Source organism: Variovorax sp. 01N425 (assembly GCF_056399465.1).
In genome coordinates this window covers 203911-219266 of sequence record NZ_JBFTRJ010000007.1, presented here as the reverse complement: position 1 = coordinate 219266, position 15356 = coordinate 203911, and the positions used below count along the sequence as shown (strand labels likewise).

Here is a 15356-nt window from a genome sequence, read left to right as displayed (position 1 = left end):
CCGCCGGGCCGCCCCAAGGCGAGCCGCGCCTCCCCCCCGGGGGGTGGCGAATTACACGCAGCGCAGCGAAGTGAAAAGCCGGGGGGCTCTATTTACTTCTCGCAATTGACCATCCAAGGCACACCGAACTTGTCCTTCAGCATGCCGAAGCCCGCGGCCCAGAACTGCGGGCCGAACGGCATCGTGACCTCGCCGCCTTCGGCCAGCGCATCGAACAGCTTCTTTCCCTCGTCCACGCTGCTGCCCTGAACCGACAGCGAAAAGCCCTTGTGCCCCTCGAAGGGCATGCCGGGCGGCATGTCGGAGGCCATCAGCTGGTGGCCACGGGCCTCCAGCGTGGCGTGCATGATCTTGTCCTTGTAGGCGGCCGGCGTTTCGGCACCCATCGGGCTTTCGCCGAAGCTCATGCTGAAGACGACCTTGCCGCCCAGCGCCTTCGCGTAGAAGGCCAGCGCCTCGGCCGCGTTGCCGTTGAATGTCAGATAGGCTTGCATCGCTCTTTCCCTTCGGTTGAAGTTGCGGGAGGGCGATGCTACGCCCACCTAAAATCCCCCCATGCTTGACATCACTCTGCTCCGCAAAGACCTGGCCTCCGCTGTGGCCGGCCTCGAAAAACGCAAGAAGAACCAGCCCTACCTCGATGTGTCGGCGTTCACCGCGCTCGAGGCCGAGCGCAAGACGCTGCAAACCCGCACCGAGGAGATCCAGGCCCGGCGCAACGCGCTGAACAAGCAGATCGGCCCGCTCAAGGCCAAGGGCGAGCCGGTCGATGCGCTGATGGCCGAGGTCAATGCGCTCAAGGCCGAGCAGGAATCGCAGTCCGCGCGGCTCGACCAGATCCAGCCCGAACTGCAGGCACTGCTGCTGGCCGTGCCCAACCTGCCGCACGCCAGCGTGCCGGTCGGCGAGGACGAAACCGGCAATGTCGAGATGCGCCGCTGGAGCCCGCAGGGCGGTGCCGGCGCCAATGCCGCGCCGCTGCCCTTCGCGGCCAAGGACCACGTCGACCTGGGCGCGCCCCTGGGGCTCGACTTCGAGATGGGCGCCAAGCTCGCGGGCTCGCGCTTCACCGTCATGAAGGGGCCGATCGCCCGGCTGCACCGCGCGCTCGCGCAGTTCATGCTCGACACCCAGACCGAGAAGCACGGCTATGCCGAGTGCTACGTGCCCTACATCGTCAACGCCGCCACCCTCAGCGGCACCGGCCAGCTGCCCAAGTTCGAAGGCGACCTGTTCGCTGCCAAGAAGGGCGGCCAGGAGGGCGAGCCCGCGCCCGACCATTCGGCGCTCTACCTCATTCCGACCAGCGAAGTGCCGCTCACCAACTTCGTGCGCGACGAGGTGGTGGCCGAGGCCCAATTGCCGATCAAGCTCACGGCCCACACGCCGTGCTTCCGCTCCGAAGCGGGCAGCGCCGGGCGCGACACGCGCGGCATGATCCGCCAGCACCAGTTCGACAAGGTCGAGATGGTGCAGATCGTCCACCCCGAAAAGAGCTACGACGCGCTCGAGCAGATGACCGGCCACGCCGAGGCCGTGCTGCAGGCGCTCGAGCTGCCGTACCGCGTGGTGCTGCTGTGCACCGGCGACATGGGCTTTGGCGCCACCAAGACCTACGACCTCGAGGTGTGGCTGCCGGCGCAGAACACCTACCGCGAGATCAGCTCGGTCTCGAATTGCGAAGCCTTCCAGGCGCGCCGCCTGCAGGCCCGTTTCAAGAACGCGCAGGGCAAGAACGAACTCGTCCACACCCTCAACGGCTCGGGCCTGGCGGTGGGCCGCACATTGGTCGCGGTGCTGGAAAACCACCAGAACGAGGACGGCTCGATCAACGTGCCCGCGGCGCTGCGGCCCTACCTCGGCGGACTGGAACTGTTGCGCGGCTGAACGAGCGGGCTTCAAAAGCCCGGTTTTGGTCTGCTATAATCGCAGGCTCGACAGCACCGGAGAGGTGGCAGAGTGGTCGAATGTACCTGACTCGAAATCAGGCGTACTAGCGATAGTACCGAGGGTTCGAATCCCTCCCTCTCCTCCAAGAATGGCCCCGCAAAGGGGCTATTTTTTTGCCCGTTGCACGGCCCGGCCATCCGCGCCGGCGAAACCGGAGCCTTTCGTTTCCCATGCCTTCGCGTTTTTCGCGGCCGCTGCTCAAGGCGTCCGGGCAAGCTTCGAAGCAACTGTATCGGGCCGTTAAGATCGCACCTCCCCATGCCCCCCGCATGCCGGGATTTTTTCCTTGTAGTCCCGAATGAACAAGAGGCTCCGCGCCACATGGCCAATCCGTCGATCGCGAGCGTGACACCGGTCCCGGCTTCGGCCGACGAAGCTGAATCCTGGGTACGCGGCGAGCTGATCCGCAGCCTCATGCGCTCCGCGCGCGGGTCCTACATTGTTTCGGCGGCGCTCATGCCGGGGATGGTCGGCCTGAACTGGAGCTATGTGCCCCGATGGGAACTGCTGACCTGGCTTGCCGCGGGCCTCATTGCCACGGCTTGCCGGGCCTGGGGCGCGAGGGTCTATGCCGTGCGCTACGCCGGCCGGAGCGCGGCGGCGCAGCAGCAGTTCACCGAACGCTATGGCTTCATCTGGAGCACCAGCGCGGTGGTCTGGGGCCTGTCGATCCTGCTGTTCTTCGAGCGCACGCCGCAGGTCAACCAGTTCATGAGCTGGCTCATCGTGGCCGGCGTCGGCACCTTTCCGCTCAACGGGCTGGCGCTGCATCCACCGCTGCTCAAGCGCTACGTCAACACGCTGTTCATCACGATGCTGGGGGCGGTTCTGATCCGGCTCGTGAGCATCAACCTCGTGGAGCCGCATTTCCAGTACGGCTTCCTGATGCCGATCCTGCCGATCCTGCACTGGTTCCTGCTGCTGCGCGCGGGGCGCCACATCCACGAGACGGCGCGCAACAGCCTGGAGCTGCTGTTCCACAACCACATCCTGATCAAGTCGCTCACGCAGCAGCGGCAGGCCGCGGTGGCGGCCGTGGCCATGAAGAACCGCTTTCTCGCGAGCGCCGCGCACGACATGCGCCAGCCGGTGCTGGCCTTGTCGCTCTACGCCGACTGGCTGCGCAACGAGCCCGAACTGGTGCTGGAACTCGCGCCCAAGATCGTTCGCGCCACGCACGCGGTGAACGCGCTGTTCGATTCGATGTTCGACCTCGCGCGCATCGATTCGGGCCAGGTGCGCCTGCACATCGAGCGTGTGGACGTGGCCGAACTGCTGCATGACCTGGAACTGCAATACCGCCCGGTAGCGGAAAGCCGGGGGCTCGATTTCCGCGTGCACGTGACCGAGGGCAGCTTCCTGACTGACCCGATCCGGGTGCGCCGCATGCTCGGCAACTTGCTGGCCAACGCGATCAAGTACACCACCGACGGCGGCGTGCTGCTGGCCTCGCGGCAAACGCGCGACGGCCTGCGCGTGGAGGTGTGGGACACCGGCATCGGCATTGCGCCCGAACACCTGCGCGACGTGTTCCTGGAGTTCTACAAGGTGGCCGACCACGCCGGCACGTCCGACGGCTTCGGCCTGGGCCTGGCCATCGTCGCGCGCCTCTCGCACGTGCTGGGCCATCCCGTCAGCGTGCGCTCCCGCCTCGGCAGCGGCAGCGTGTTCCGCGTCGCCCTGCACGACGCCGACGAAGCCGTGGCCCAAGCCCGCGTCAGCGCCTCCGGCGGCTGAGCCGGCGGCCAATAAAAAACCGCGCATAAGGCGCGGTTCAACCCTTCCAGAAACACCGAGGAACCGGCTTTGCCGGGCCTCCGGTGTTGCCCCCTTGAGGGGGAGGCGGCTACACGAAGTGAGCCGCTTCGGGGGTGGGCTCAGCTACCGGAAAGCAACCCGTTGGTCCGCGCGTAATGCAGCGCCTGCGTGCGGCTCTTCACGCCCAGGCGGCGGAACAGGCGCCACAGGTGCACCTTCACGGTGTGCTCGCTGATCTCGAGGTCGGTGGCGATGTCGCGGTTGCTCATGCCCTTGTCGAGCATCGCGATCAGCTGCGTCTGGCGCTTCGACAGCTTGCTGTTGCTGGCCAGCGCCGGCTCGTCCGCTTCTTCCGAGCCCGCCATCAGCAGGCCGCGCAGCGCGGCGGCCAGTTCGGCCGAGCTGGCCGACTTCTCGATGTAGGTGTCGGCGCCGGCTTCGATGCAGGCGTCTTCCATGTCCCCGGCCGGTGCTGCCGAATAGACGGCGATCGGCACGTTCGGATAGACCTGCTTGACAGCGACCACGCCCGAGACGCCATTGGTGTCGGGCAGCTTCAGGTCGAGGCAGAAAAGCGTTGGCTCGCCGCGCTGCTGGACCGCACTCGCGAGCTTGTCGAGGCGCTCGAGCTCGACGATGTTTTCGGCCGGCCGCAGACGCCGCAGCACCATCACGATCGCGTCGCGCATCAGGGGGTGGTCGTCGATGACATAAATGCTCATGTTTTCTTCCTTAGTGATCGCACGGTCTTCTCTCGTCAGTCCTCGGCGGGTAAGCCGATGGATATTGCCGGATCAACTTCCGTTGGTAGAGGTTGTTGTCTCCGCCAGTGCTTCCAGCGCCTCGTTCGCGGCGCGCAATTCTTCCGGGCCGGCCGGCTCGAGCTGTTCGGCGAGCGCGGCCAGTGCCGCGCCGCGCTGCTGCTGCAGGGCGGCGATGGCGCGGCCGGCTTCCTGCGGCGAGGCGAATCCGCGGCTCTGCAGCAAGGTGGCGCCGTGGGCGTCGAGCAGCTTGAAATAGAACAGGCCGTCGCGCTCGCGGTACTGCTTGAAACTCGGCTTGGCTATCTTGGCCGCCTTGCGGGCACCGCCCTTGTCGCGGCCCGATGCAAGGTTGCGCAGCCCCACCGCGTGGCGCAGCTCGGCCATGAAGGGGCGCGAGAGCTTGCGGGCCTTTTCGGCGCCGATGAGCAGGATGCGCTCGATCTCCGCCGGGTCGTTCATCAGCGCTTCGTAGCGCGCGCGCAGCGGCGTCACCTCGAGGTCGATGCGCTCGAACAGCATCTGCTTGGCGTCGCCCCAGCCGATGCCGTCGGCGTACGCCTTGCGCAGCGCCTCGGTTTCTTCGGCGCTGGCAAAGGCCTGGTAGATCTGGAACAGCGCCGAGCCTTCGGTGTCCTTGGGCTCGCCGGGCGCGCGCGAGTCGGTCACGATGCTGGCGATCTGCTTTTGCAGCTGCGCGCGCGGCGCGAACATGGCAATGGTGTTGCCGTAGCTCTTGCTCATCTTGCGGCCGTCGAGGCCGGGCAGGGTGGCGACGGCATCGTCGATCTCGGCTTCGGGCAGCGTGAAGTGCTCGCCGTACTGGTGGTTGAAGCGCTGCGCCATGTCGCGCGCCATCTCGATGTGCTGCACCTGGTCGCGCCCCACGGGCACCTTGTGCGCGTTGAACATCAGGATGTCGGCGCCCATCAGCACCGGGTACATGAAGAGGCCGGCTGTGACGTCGGCGTCTGGGTCTTCGCCCTTGGCGATGTTCTTGTCGAGCTGCGCCTTGTAGGCGTGGGCGCGGTTGAGCACGCCCTTGCCGGTCACGCAGGTGAGGAACCAGGTGAGCTCGGTGATCTCGACGATGTCCGACTGGCGGTAAAAGGTGACGCGTTCCGGGTCGAGCCCGCAGGCCAGCCAGCTCGCGGCGATCTCGAGCGTGGAGCGCTGGATCAGCGCCGGCTCCTGCACCTTGATGAGCGCGTGGTAGTCGGCCAGGAAGAAGAAGCTCTCGACGCCCGGCGCGACGCTCTGGCGTACCGAATGGCGGATCGAGCCGACGTAGTTGCCGAGGTGCGGCGTGCCCGACGGCGTGATGCCGGTCAGGACGCGCAGGGGAGCGGGGGAAGACGAAGCCATGGCAGGAGAGGAGAACTTAACGCAGCAAAGCCGTGAGCGGAGAGATGAGCAGGTTGATGGCCATGTAGCCGAAGTCCATCAGCGGACGCAGCCAGAAGGTGCTGACGATGCCCGCGAGCACCAGGCCCATCACGATGAAGAAACCGAAGGGCTCGATGCGCGCGAGGAAATTCTGCGCCGGTCCGTTGGGCAGCAGGCCTGCAAGAACGCGGCCGCCATCGAGCGGAGGCAGCGGAAAGAGATTGAAGGCCCACATCACGAGGTTGACCAGCACACCGCCCTGCGCCATCTTGATGAAAAAGGTTTCATCGATGCCGGCCGCTACCAGCCCCACGAGCACCAGCGCCCAGAGGATGGCCTGCACGAAATTGGACGCAGGCCCTGCCAGAGCCACCCAGATCATGTCGCGCTTCGGATGGCGAAGGCGCCCGAAGTTCACCGGCACCGGCTTGGCATAGCCGAACAGGAAGGCTCCGGAGGTTGCGAAGTACAGCATCAGCGGCATCAGGATGGTCCCGATGGGGTCGATGTGCTTGATCGGGTTGAGCGTGACGCGGCCCATGGCCTCGGCCGTGTTGTCGCCGAAGTGGCGCGCCACATAGCCATGCGCCGCCTCGTGCACCGTGATCGCAAAGACCACGGGCAAAGCGTAAATAAGTACGGTCTGTATCAGGTTGGAAATATCCACTGGGCGATTGTGTCAGACGGAGTGAAAGCTGCGGTGCCGCTTGTCAGAGGCCAAGCACCGCCAGCGTGCCGCGGCCCTGCCGCACCACCACCGGATCGTCGCCCGTGCCCATGGGCGTGAGGTCCACCACGGTGGTGGGTTGCGAAGGGCAGGCGCCGGCGTCGATGACGGCGCCGATCTGCTTTTCGAAGCGCTCGCGGATGGTCTGCGCGTCGTTCAGCGCCTCGGTCTCGCCAGGCGCGATCAAGGTGGTGGCCAGAAGCGGCGCGCCGTGCAGCATCAGCAGCTCGAGCAGCACCTTGTGGTCGGGCACGCGCAGGCCGATGGTCTTGCGCTGCGGATGGCTCACGCGCCGCGGCACTTCCTTGGTGGCCTCGAGCAGGAAGGTGTAGGGCCCGGGCGTCGCGGCCTTCAGCAGCCGGTACTGCTTGTTGTCGACGCGCGCGTAGTTGGCCAGCTCGCTCAGGTCGCGGCACAGCAGCGTGAGATGGTGCTTCTCGTCGACCTGGCGGATGCGGCGCAATTGGTCGACCGCGTCCTTGTCGTCGAGGTGGCAGGCCAGCGCGTAGCTCGAATCGGTGGGCACGGCCACGATCTCGCCGCGCTGCAAGAGCGCGGCGGCCTGCTTGAGCAGCCGCTGCTGCGGGTTCTCGGGGTGGACTTCGAAATACTGGGCCATACAAAAGACTCCTGATCAGGATTCGGCCGGCTCGATCGGCACGCGGCGCTCGCGCACCGTGAGCCAGGCGCCGGCCGCGCCGCACACCGCGATCATCGACATGCCGATGAGCGAGAAGCGGTCGGGCACGTGGGAAAAGACCAGCCAGCCACCGAACATGGCAAACGCGATCTGCGCATAGAGGTAGGGCGTGAGCGTGGATGCCGGTGCGCGCTGGTAGGCCAGGATGAGGATGAAGTGTCCCACCGTGCCCATGAACCCCATGAGGCACAGCAAGGCCCACCAGTGCCACGAGGGCAGGGCGGTCCACACGAAGGGCAGCGCCAGCGAGGCGATCAGCGCGCCCACCCAGCCGGTATAGAAATGCATCGTGAGCGGATTCTCGGTCTGCGCCAGCTTGCTCGTGAGCACCTGGAACCAGGCGTTGGTCAGCACCAGCCCAATGGGCAGCAGCACGGCCCAGCTGAACGCATCGCCGCCCGGACGCAGGATGACCAGCGTGCCGGCGAAGCCGCCGGCCACCAGCACCCAGCGCAGCGCAGAGACCTGCTCCTTGAGCGTGGTGGCCGCAAGCAGGGTGATGACGAGCGGCGCAATGAGCACGATGGAGGTGAACTCGGCCAGCGGCATGTAGCGCAGGCTCAGGAAGGCCAGCGTGCTCGACACCAGCAGCAGCGCGCCGCGCAGCAGCTGGTAGCGCGGATGCCGCGTGCGCAGCAGGGCCGTGCCATGCCGCGGCAGCAGCACCGCGGTGGTGGCCACGGCCTGGAAGGCATAGCGGAACCACACGCCCATCAGAATGGGCACGGCGGCGGTGGAGGTCTTGGTGGCGGTGTCGAGCGTGGCAAAGCAGGCCACCGCCACCAGCACCATGCCGATGCCCGCGAGGATGCGTTCGGACTCGAGGTCGCGCGTCTGGCGTGCCGCGGCGCGGGCGTTCGCCAGTGCCGCCGTTGCCGCGCTGTCGCTGCCGGACCCGGGGCTCTGGCTCACTGCTGGATACGGTGGCTGAGCAGTTCCCACACCGGCGTGAGCGCACCGGGCAACGGTGGCAGCTTGCCGAGATCGCAATGGCTTTCGTCGGGGCTGTGGAAATCGCTGCCGCGCGAGGCGGCGAAATCGAACTCGAGCGCCTTGTCGGCGTACTCGACGTATTCGGCGGTCGTGTGGCTGCCGGTGACGACCTCGATCGCCCGCCCGCCATGCGCCTTGAATTCGAGGAACAGCGCGTATTCCTCGTTGGCGGTGAACTTGTAGCGCCCCGGATGCGCGATGACGGCCATGCCCTTGGCGGCCGTGATCCAGTGCACCGCATCCTTGAGCGAGGCCCAGCGGTGCGGCACGTAGCCGGGCTTGCCTTCGGTCAGGTACTTGCGGAACACCTCGGGCGTGTCGCGGCAGTGGCCCTGCTCGACCAGGAAGCGCGCGAAGTGGGTGCGCGAGATCAGCTCGGGATTGCCGACGAACTTGAGCGCGCCTTCGTAGGCGCCGTGGATGCCGACCTTGGCCAGCCCCTCGGACATTTCCTGCGCGCGCTTGCCGCGGCCGCCGCGCGTGTCGTAGAGGCCCTGCGTCATGGCGGCGTCGTCGGGGTCGAAGCCCAGGCCGACGATGTGCACGGTCTCGTTGGCGAAGGTCACCGAGATCTCGGTGCCCGTGAGATAGCGGATGCCGTTGGCGCGCGCCGCGGCGGCCGCGCGGTGCTGGCCGCCGACTTCGTCATGGTCGGTGAGCGCCCAGAGCTCGACCCCGTTGGCGGCGGCGCGCGCGGCCAATTCTTCGGGCGTCAATGTGCCGTCGGAAACCACGGAATGGCAGTGCAGATCGGCATTGAGAATGGAGGACACATTTGCATTCTATTGGGTCTGGAACATCGATGCGGGCGCATGGATGCTATTGTGGTTGCTATTAAATAAATAGCATTACTGCGGCGGCCGGCGCGGCTCAGCGCTTCTTGCGAAAAGCCGCCCAAGCAGCCACCGCGGTGAAGCTCGCGACGATCGCCACCACGATCCAGAACCCGTGCTTGTGCTCGGCCAGCGGAATGCCGCCCACGTTCATGCCGAACAGGCCCGCCAGGATATTGATCGGCAGCGCGAGCACGGTCACCACCGTCAGCACGAACAGGCTGCGGTTGTTGTCCTCGTTCACGTTGGCGGCGATTTCTTCCTGCAGCAGCTTGATGCGCTCCTGCAGCGCCTGCATGTCGCGCAGCACCACCGAGAACTCCTCTGTCGAACCCCGAAGCTCCTGCGCATCGGGCTCCGCCATCCAGGCCGGCGGGCCCTGCAGCAGGCGGAAGAGGGCGGCGGGCTCGGGGGCCAAGAGGCGCTGCAGCCGCACCAGCAGCCGGCGCAGCACGCCGAGCCGGGCGCGCTTGTGGTCGAGCCGGCCGGCCAGCAGCTCGTCCTCGATGCGGTCGATGCGCGAAGTGACGCCGCGCACGATCTTCACCAGCACGTCGGCCTGCGCGCGCAGCAGGTGCTCGAGCAGTTCGGTGCTCGAGCGCGGCGCGTCGCCGGCCTTGACCGCCGTGCGCAGCGCGTCGACCGAGCGCAGCGGCTTGGTGCGCGCCGTGACCACCAGCCGCGGCCCCACGCTGATCCAGAGCGTGGAGATGTCCGAGGGCTCGAAGCTGAACTCGAAGTGCACGTCATTGATCACGGCGATCAGCGAATCGTCGGCGCGCTCGATGCGCGTGGAGGGCAGGCCTTCGTGCAGCGTTTCGTAGAAGGTGTCGGACAGGCGCGCATGGCGCAGCAGCCAGCGCTCCGCTTGCGCGTGGCTCAGGTTGAAGTGCAGCCAGAGGAAGGAAGACTCCGGCGAAGAGGGCGCAGCGGCGTCCAGCCAGGCCGCAGCCTGCGCCGAGTCGATCGCGCGCACGGGTTCCGGCGCCGCGGCGTCGAACAGGTAGCCGCAGATCAGTCCGGCTTCGTCGCCGCCATATGAATTGGCGGCCAGGTCATGGAGTGCCGGCAAGGTGCGTTGGATCAGGAAGGACGGAGGGTGTGCACCGGATGGTGTTCGCCATATGTGACAACTTCGTGTCGGCGCCATGCGGCCCGTCACGCAACCGTCATCTGCGGCGGGCAGCATGCCCCGTTCCACCCCACACCTTCTTTTTGCCCATGATGCTGACGAGCGCACTTCCGGACCACGAGGAGCTGATGCAACGCATCGCCCGCGACTTGATCGACAGCTACGACGAGGAGCTCGAACTGGAGATCGAGGACCGCAACATCGACGGCCTCGACCCCGCGTCGCGCACGGACGACAAGGCCGCGCGCCAGGCCTATTTCAAGGAACTGTTCCGGCTGCAGGGCGAGCTCGTGAAGCTGCAGGACTGGGTGCAGCACAGCAAGCAGAAGGTGGTCATTCTTTTCGAGGGCCGCGACGCGGCGGGCAAGGGCGGCGTCATCAAGCGCATCACGCAGCGCCTGAACCCGCGCGTGGCCCGCGTGGCCGCGCTGCCTGCGCCCAACGACCGCGAACGCACGCAGTGGTACTTCCAGCGCTATGCGGCGCACCTGCCGGCCGCCGGCGAAATGGTGCTGTTCGACCGCAGCTGGTACAACCGCGCCGGCGTGGAACGCGTGATGGGCTTTTGCAGCGACGACGAGTACGAGGAGTTCTTCCGCACCGTGCCGGAGTTCGAGAAGATGCTGGTGCGATCGGGCATCAAGCTCATCAAGTACTGGTTCTCCATCACCGACGACGAGCAGCACATGCGCTTCCTGGGCCGCATCCACGATCCGCTCAAGCAATGGAAGCTCAGCCCCATGGACCTGGAAAGCCGCCGCCGATGGGAGGAATACACCAAGGCGAAGGAAATCATGCTGGAGCGCACCCACATTGCGGAGGCGCCGTGGTGGGTGGTGCAGGCGGTGGACAAGAAGAAGGCGCGGCTGAACTGCATCAGCCACCTGCTGGGCCAGCTGCCCTACCAGGAGGTGCCGCATCCGCCGGTGGAGCTGCCCGCGCGCGAGCGCCATGCCGACTACCTGCGCCAGCCGGTGCCGGCCAGCATGATCGTGCCGGAAATCTACTAGGGCCTCGGCCGCTGTTTGGATGGCCGGCGCTTTGCGTCACACTGCGCCATGGCCCGCCGTTCCACCGCTTCCCTGTTCGCCCGCGCGTATGAGCGCAACCTGAAGGCCCTCACGAAGATCACGCTCGGCAACAGCAAGCGCGTGGCGGGCCAGGTGCAGCGCGCAACCGCCAAGCGGCTCAAGCCGCCGCCGGGCAAGGGCGACTGGCTCGGCGGCATGGCGCTGGGGCCCGGCGGTGCGCGCGGCTACCACCTGTTCCGCCCGGCCGGCCTGCAACTGCAGCCCGGCGAGAAGCTGCCGCTCATGGTCATGCTGCACGGCTGCGGCCAGACCGGGCGCGACTTCGCGGCCAGCACGCGAATGAACGCGCTTGCGGTGCGCCAGCGCTTCCTGGTGCTCTACCTGGAGCAGGACAGGCTGGCCCACCCCCAGGGCTGCTGGAACTGGTACGAGCGGCGCTCCGGCAAGGCCGACGCCGAGGCCGCCACCTTGATGGCGGCCATCGACCAGGCCTCGATGCTCTATCCGGTGGACCGCGAGCGCATCGCGTTGGCGGGCCTGTCGGCCGGGGCCAGCATGGCGGCGCTGCTGGCCACGCGCTATCCGGCCCGCTTTCGCGCCGTGGCCATGCATTCGGGCGTGGCGCCGGGCGCAGCGAAGTCCTCGGCCACGGCCCTGGGCGCGATGCGCGGGCAGCACACGCCGCCGATGCCGACCACCGCGGTCGGCAAGGCCATGGGCGCGGCCGCCGTGTTCGCGACCCTGCCGCCGATGCTGGTGATCCATGGCGAGGCCGATGCCGTGGTGGCGCCGAGCAATGCCGTCAACAGCGCGGCCGTGTGGGCCACGGCCGTGGGCGCCAAGCCGGGGGCCGCGCGCACGCTGCAGCGCGGCAAGCGGCACGCCATGCGGCTGACCGAGTTCCGGCGCAAGGGCCGCACGCTGGTCGTGCTGTGCGAGATCGCGGGACTCGGCCATGCCTGGAGCGGCGGTGCCGCCCAGCTGCTCTTCAGCGACCCGGCCGGGCCCGATGCCACGCGCATGGTGTGGGCCTTTGCGGCGGCGCAGTTCAAGCACGCGGCCAAGATCAAGGCGGGCCTTCCGGCGGGCGCCTAGGCGGCAGCGCCCTCGCGCGCCGCGGCGCGCCATGCGCCCGGTGCCATGCCCATGCGGCGCTTGAAGGCCTTGCTGAAGGCAGCTTCCGATTCGTAGCCCACCGCGCCTGCGATCGCACCCACGGCCGCATGGCCCTGGCCCAGCATGTTGCCGGCCTTGAACATGCGCCACTGCGTGAGGTATTCGAGCGGCGCCTGGCCCACGCGCTCGCGAAAGCGCTGCGCGAAGGCCGAGCGCGACAGGCTCGCCGTCGAGGCCAGCGCTTCCACCGTCCAGTCGCGCGCCATGTCCTTGTGCATGGCGCGCAGCGCGGGGCCGATGCGCGCGTCGGCCAGCGCGGCCAACCAGCCCGTCTGCGATTCGCCATGGGCCGCCACGTGGGCACGCACCGCCTGCACGAACACGATGTCGGCCAGCCGGCTCACGAGCAGGCCCGAACCCAGGCCCGGCTCGCCGGTTTCCATCGCGAGCAGCTGCAGCGTGCCCTGCAGCGCCAAGGCGCGCGCCTCTTCCATCTTCACGTGCAGCAGCACCGGCAGCAGGTCGAGCAGCGGACGCGCGGCGCGCTGGTCGAAGTGGAACCAGCCGCAGATCACCGAGGCCGCGGTGCCCGTGCCGCCCAGCTCGACCACGCCGCCGATGCGGTCGCGCACCACCGAGGCGCAGCTCACCGTGGGCGTGTTCGGGTGGTCGCGCAGCACATAGGGCGTGCCGTGCGCGAGCACGTAGCAGTCGCCCGCGGCCAGGGGCACGGGCTGTGCGACGCCCGGCGCCTCGAGCAGGCAGCTGCCGCGCACCACGAGGCCGAAGCGGGCGCTCTCTCCGCCAGCCAGGCTCACGCCCCAGGGCGCGCCGGCCTCGAGCCGGGCGTACAGCGCGCTGCGCACGCGCATGGCGGCGAAAACGTCGTCGAGTGGGTCCATGAAGGCTCCGGTGGCAGTGGACGAATGGACAAGATTGTCGGCTTTGCGGGCATTCACTGTCCACTCGCCGCGGCGGAAACTGCGACTTCACTCTCACCGCACAGGAGCAGACACATGCATGCCGACACCCACGCCGCAGAGCTCGCCGAACGCTACGTCGCCCTCTGGAACCTGCCGGACGCCGGCGCCCGCCGCGACGCCATCGCCAGCCTCTGGGTGCCGCAGGGCGAGCACTACGTGCGCACGCTGCAGGCCAAGGGCTACGAGGCGCTGGAGCAACGCGTCGCCAGCTCGCACGAAAAGAATGTGCGCGGCAACGGCTTTCGCTTCATTGCCACCGGCGATGCCCAGCTGCTGCGCGACACCGTGATGTTCCATTGGCAGATGGTCCCTGCCGCGGGCGGCCCGGTCGCTGCGCTCGGGCTGGAGTTCCTGCTGCTGGCCGAGGACGGCCGCATCGCCATCGACTACCAGTTCATCCTGCCGACGCCCGCCGCCTGATCGCTTGGACAAAGGCCGGCCATGACCTGCGAGGTCATTGCCGCCATACGCCGCCACCCCAACACTCGAGGCCATCATGACCCAGTCCAATCCCGCTGTTCCCGCCGCATCGCTTTCCTCCTCCCCTGGCATCCACGGCACGGGCGCAACGAAGCCCGGCCCGCTGGCCCTGTGGGTCGTGCTCAGCGGCACCTTCCTGGTGGTGCTGGACTTCTTCATCGTCAACGTCGCGCTGCCCTCGATGCAGCGCGAACTGCTGGCGAGCACCGCCACGCTGCAACTGGTGGTGGCGGGCTACGGCCTGGCCACTGCCGCCGGCCTCATAACCGGCGGCCGCCTGGGCGACCTTTTCGGCCGCCGCCGCATGTTCATGCTCGGCCTCCTGCTGTTCACGCTGGCCTCGGCCGCCTGCGGCTTTGCGCCGAATGCCGAATTGCTGGTGGCGGCGCGCGTGCTGCAGGGGCTGGCCGGTGCGCTGCTGCAGCCGCAGGTGCTCGCGATGATCGGCCTGGCCTACACCGGCGAAGACCGCGCGCGCGCCTTTGCGGCCTACGGGCTCACGCTGGGGCTTGGCGCCACGCTGGGGCAGCTGGTGGGCGGCTTGCTGATCCATGCGGACCTGGCGGGGCTGGGCTGGCGCAGCTGCTTTCTCATCAACGTGCCGATCGGGCTGCTGGCGTTGGCGTTGGCACCGCGCCTCATTCCGCCGCTTGCGAACAGTGGCAGCAACAGCAAGCTCGACCTTGCCGGCATGCTGCTGGTGGCAGCGGGTTCGGTCGCCGTGGTGCTGCCGCTGGTGGAAGGCCGCCAGCAAGGCTGGCCGCTGTGGAGCTGGCTGTGCCTTGCCGCCGCGCTGCCGCTGCTCGCTGCGTTCGCTTTCCAGCAGCGCCGGCTGGCCGCGCACGGCGGTGCGCCACTGGTGGCGCCCGTGCTGCTCGCGAACCGTCGCTTCGTCATGGGACTCTTCACCACGCTGGCCTTCTATGTCGGCAATGCCTCGCTCTACTTCGTGCTGGCGCTCTACCTGCAGCAAGGCCTGGCGCTCGGCCCGCTGAGCTCGGGCATCGTCTTCACCTCATTGGCGGTCGGCTTCTTCGCAACCTCGATGGCCGGCGCGCGCCTGGCACGCCGCTCCGGCGGCAAGCCTCCGATCGCGCTCGGCGCCCTGGTGCTGGCCGCGGGCCATGCATTGCAGTTCGTCAACGTGGCGGGGTGGGCCGGACACACGCACGTGGCCGCGTGGATGGTGCCGCTGCTGCTGGTGCAGGGCGCGGGGCTCGGCATGGTGATGGCGCCGCTGGTGTCCACCGTGCTGGCCGGCCTGCCGCCGCAGCATGCGGGCGTGGCGTCGGGCGTGCTGTCGATGGTGCAGCAGGCGAGCAATGCGCTGGGCGTGGCGCTGATCGGAATCCTGTTCTATGGGCGGCTGGGCGATACACCGGATGCGGCGGCCTATGCCAGCGCGTTCGGTGTGGCGCTGGTGTACCTGATGGTGTCCGCGCTGGTGGTGGCCCTGCTGCATCGGCGCGGCAGCCGGCTGCCGTCCTGAGTACCTCCGTGTACGCC

15 protein-coding genes and 1 tRNA gene are annotated in these 15356 nt (G+C 67.9%); 7 read left to right on the top strand and 9 right to left on the bottom strand.

Annotated elements, in window-relative coordinates:
* Window positions 1–92: 92 nt before the first annotated feature.
* On the bottom strand, window positions 93–494 hold the full coding sequence (locus tag AC1DSC_RS14745; protein WP_015866805.1) for a VOC family protein: 402 nt from the start codon (window positions 492–494) through the stop codon (window positions 93–95).
* A 61-nt stretch (window positions 495–555) separates the two neighbouring features.
* Between AC1DSC_RS14745 and serS the strand changes: the two genes are divergently transcribed.
* The 3 genes from serS to shkS all read left to right on the top strand — a co-directional run bounded on the left by serS (window position 556) and on the right by shkS (window position 3687).
* Entirely contained in the window at window positions 556–1887 is a 1332-nt protein-coding gene (gene serS, locus AC1DSC_RS14740; RefSeq protein WP_018905263.1) for a serine--tRNA ligase, read from the top strand.
* A 58-nt stretch (window positions 1888–1945) separates the two neighbouring features.
* Window positions 1946–2035: transfer RNA gene (locus tag AC1DSC_RS14735), tRNA-Ser, on the top strand.
* A gap of 236 nt (window positions 2036–2271) precedes the next feature.
* On the top strand, window positions 2272–3687 hold the full coding sequence (gene shkS, locus AC1DSC_RS14730; RefSeq protein ID WP_015866803.1) for a surface-behavior sensor histidine kinase ShkS: 1416 nt from the start codon (window positions 2272–2274) through the stop codon (window positions 3685–3687).
* Window positions 3688–3827: 140 nt separating this feature from the next.
* Here shkS and AC1DSC_RS14725 read toward each other — a convergent pair whose 3' ends face one another.
* The 7 genes from AC1DSC_RS14725 to AC1DSC_RS14695 all read right to left on the bottom strand — a co-directional run bounded on the left by AC1DSC_RS14725 (window position 3828) and on the right by AC1DSC_RS14695 (window position 10180).
* Complete coding sequence (locus tag AC1DSC_RS14725; RefSeq protein ID WP_015866802.1) at window positions 3828–4430, bottom strand: response regulator transcription factor; 603 nt, start codon at window positions 4428–4430, stop codon at window positions 3828–3830.
* A 72-nt stretch (window positions 4431–4502) separates the two neighbouring features.
* Entirely contained in the window at window positions 4503–5834 is a 1332-nt protein-coding gene (locus tag AC1DSC_RS14720; protein ID WP_062365786.1) for a tryptophan--tRNA ligase, read from the bottom strand.
* 16 nt (window positions 5835–5850) lie between these two features.
* Window positions 5851–6522: a site-2 protease family protein gene (locus tag AC1DSC_RS14715; protein ID WP_015866800.1), complete on the bottom strand. Its 672-nt coding sequence runs from the start codon at window positions 6520–6522 to the stop codon at window positions 5851–5853.
* A 43-nt stretch (window positions 6523–6565) separates the two neighbouring features.
* Complete coding sequence (locus AC1DSC_RS14710; protein ID WP_015866799.1) at window positions 6566–7201, bottom strand: L-threonylcarbamoyladenylate synthase; 636 nt, start codon at window positions 7199–7201, stop codon at window positions 6566–6568.
* A gap of 15 nt (window positions 7202–7216) precedes the next feature.
* A complete protein-coding gene (locus AC1DSC_RS14705; protein WP_369663377.1) occupies window positions 7217–8194 on the bottom strand; it encodes a DMT family transporter in 978 nt (325 codons plus the stop codon).
* On the bottom strand, window positions 8191–9048 hold the full coding sequence (locus AC1DSC_RS14700; protein WP_062365789.1) for a 3',5'-nucleoside bisphosphate phosphatase: 858 nt from the start codon (window positions 9046–9048) through the stop codon (window positions 8191–8193). The genes AC1DSC_RS14705 and AC1DSC_RS14700 overlap by 4 nt, the downstream gene beginning before the upstream one ends.
* A 97-nt stretch (window positions 9049–9145) precedes the next feature.
* Window positions 9146–10180, bottom strand: a complete 1035-nt coding sequence (locus AC1DSC_RS14695) for a transporter (protein WP_015866796.1) — start codon at window positions 10178–10180, stop codon at window positions 9146–9148.
* A 152-nt stretch (window positions 10181–10332) separates the two neighbouring features.
* Between AC1DSC_RS14695 and ppk2 the strand changes: the two genes are divergently transcribed.
* Together ppk2 and AC1DSC_RS14685 are read left to right on the top strand one after the other, a co-directional pair.
* Complete coding sequence (gene ppk2, locus AC1DSC_RS14690; RefSeq protein ID WP_369664502.1) at window positions 10333–11250, top strand: polyphosphate kinase 2; 918 nt, start codon at window positions 10333–10335, stop codon at window positions 11248–11250.
* 48 nt (window positions 11251–11298) lie between these two features.
* Complete coding sequence (locus AC1DSC_RS14685; RefSeq protein ID WP_369663376.1) at window positions 11299–12366, top strand: extracellular catalytic domain type 1 short-chain-length polyhydroxyalkanoate depolymerase; 1068 nt, start codon at window positions 11299–11301, stop codon at window positions 12364–12366.
* Here AC1DSC_RS14685 and AC1DSC_RS14680 read toward each other — a convergent pair.
* The gene (locus AC1DSC_RS14680) at window positions 12363–13289 is read right to left on the bottom strand and encodes an AraC family transcriptional regulator (protein ID WP_015866793.1); all 927 of its coding nucleotides are present in this window, start codon (window positions 13287–13289) and stop codon (window positions 12363–12365) included. The genes AC1DSC_RS14685 and AC1DSC_RS14680 overlap by 4 nt on opposite strands.
* Before the next feature lie 114 nt (window positions 13290–13403).
* Here AC1DSC_RS14680 and AC1DSC_RS14675 point away from each other — a divergent pair, with 114 nt between their 5' ends.
* On the top strand, window positions 13404–13790 hold the full coding sequence (locus AC1DSC_RS14675) for a hypothetical protein (RefSeq protein WP_015866792.1): 387 nt from the start codon (window positions 13404–13406) through the stop codon (window positions 13788–13790).
* A 76-nt stretch (window positions 13791–13866) separates the two neighbouring features.
* Window positions 13867–15339: an MFS transporter gene (locus AC1DSC_RS14670; protein ID WP_369663375.1), complete on the top strand. Its 1473-nt coding sequence runs from the start codon at window positions 13867–13869 to the stop codon at window positions 15337–15339.
* Window positions 15340–15356: the final 17 nt, after the last annotated feature.

Excerpts from the sequence above, each read along its gene's own strand:
- AC1DSC_RS14745 (WP_015866805.1), bottom strand. The coding sequence starts at position 494 with ATGCAAGCCTATCTGACATTCAACGGCAACGCGGCCGAGGCGCTGGCC.
- serS (WP_018905263.1), top strand. The coding sequence starts at position 556 with ATGCTTGACATCACTCTGCTCCGCAAAGACCTGGCCTCCGCTGTGGCC.
- shkS (WP_015866803.1), top strand. The coding sequence starts at position 2,272 with ATGGCCAATCCGTCGATCGCGAGCGTGACACCGGTCCCGGCTTCGGCC.
- AC1DSC_RS14725 (WP_015866802.1), bottom strand. The coding sequence starts at position 4,430 with ATGAGCATTTATGTCATCGACGACCACCCCCTGATGCGCGACGCGATC.
- AC1DSC_RS14720 (WP_062365786.1), bottom strand. The coding sequence starts at position 5,834 with ATGGCTTCGTCTTCCCCCGCTCCCCTGCGCGTCCTGACCGGCATCACG.
- AC1DSC_RS14710 (WP_015866799.1), bottom strand. The coding sequence starts at position 7,201 with ATGGCCCAGTATTTCGAAGTCCACCCCGAGAACCCGCAGCAGCGGCTG.
- ppk2 (WP_369664502.1), top strand. The coding sequence starts at position 10,333 with ATGCTGACGAGCGCACTTCCGGACCACGAGGAGCTGATGCAACGCATC.
- AC1DSC_RS14685 (WP_369663376.1), top strand. The coding sequence starts at position 11,299 with ATGGCCCGCCGTTCCACCGCTTCCCTGTTCGCCCGCGCGTATGAGCGC.
- AC1DSC_RS14680 (WP_015866793.1), bottom strand. The coding sequence starts at position 13,289 with ATGGACCCACTCGACGACGTTTTCGCCGCCATGCGCGTGCGCAGCGCG.
- AC1DSC_RS14675 (WP_015866792.1), top strand. The coding sequence starts at position 13,404 with ATGCATGCCGACACCCACGCCGCAGAGCTCGCCGAACGCTACGTCGCC.
- AC1DSC_RS14670 (WP_369663375.1), top strand. The coding sequence starts at position 13,867 with ATGACCCAGTCCAATCCCGCTGTTCCCGCCGCATCGCTTTCCTCCTCC.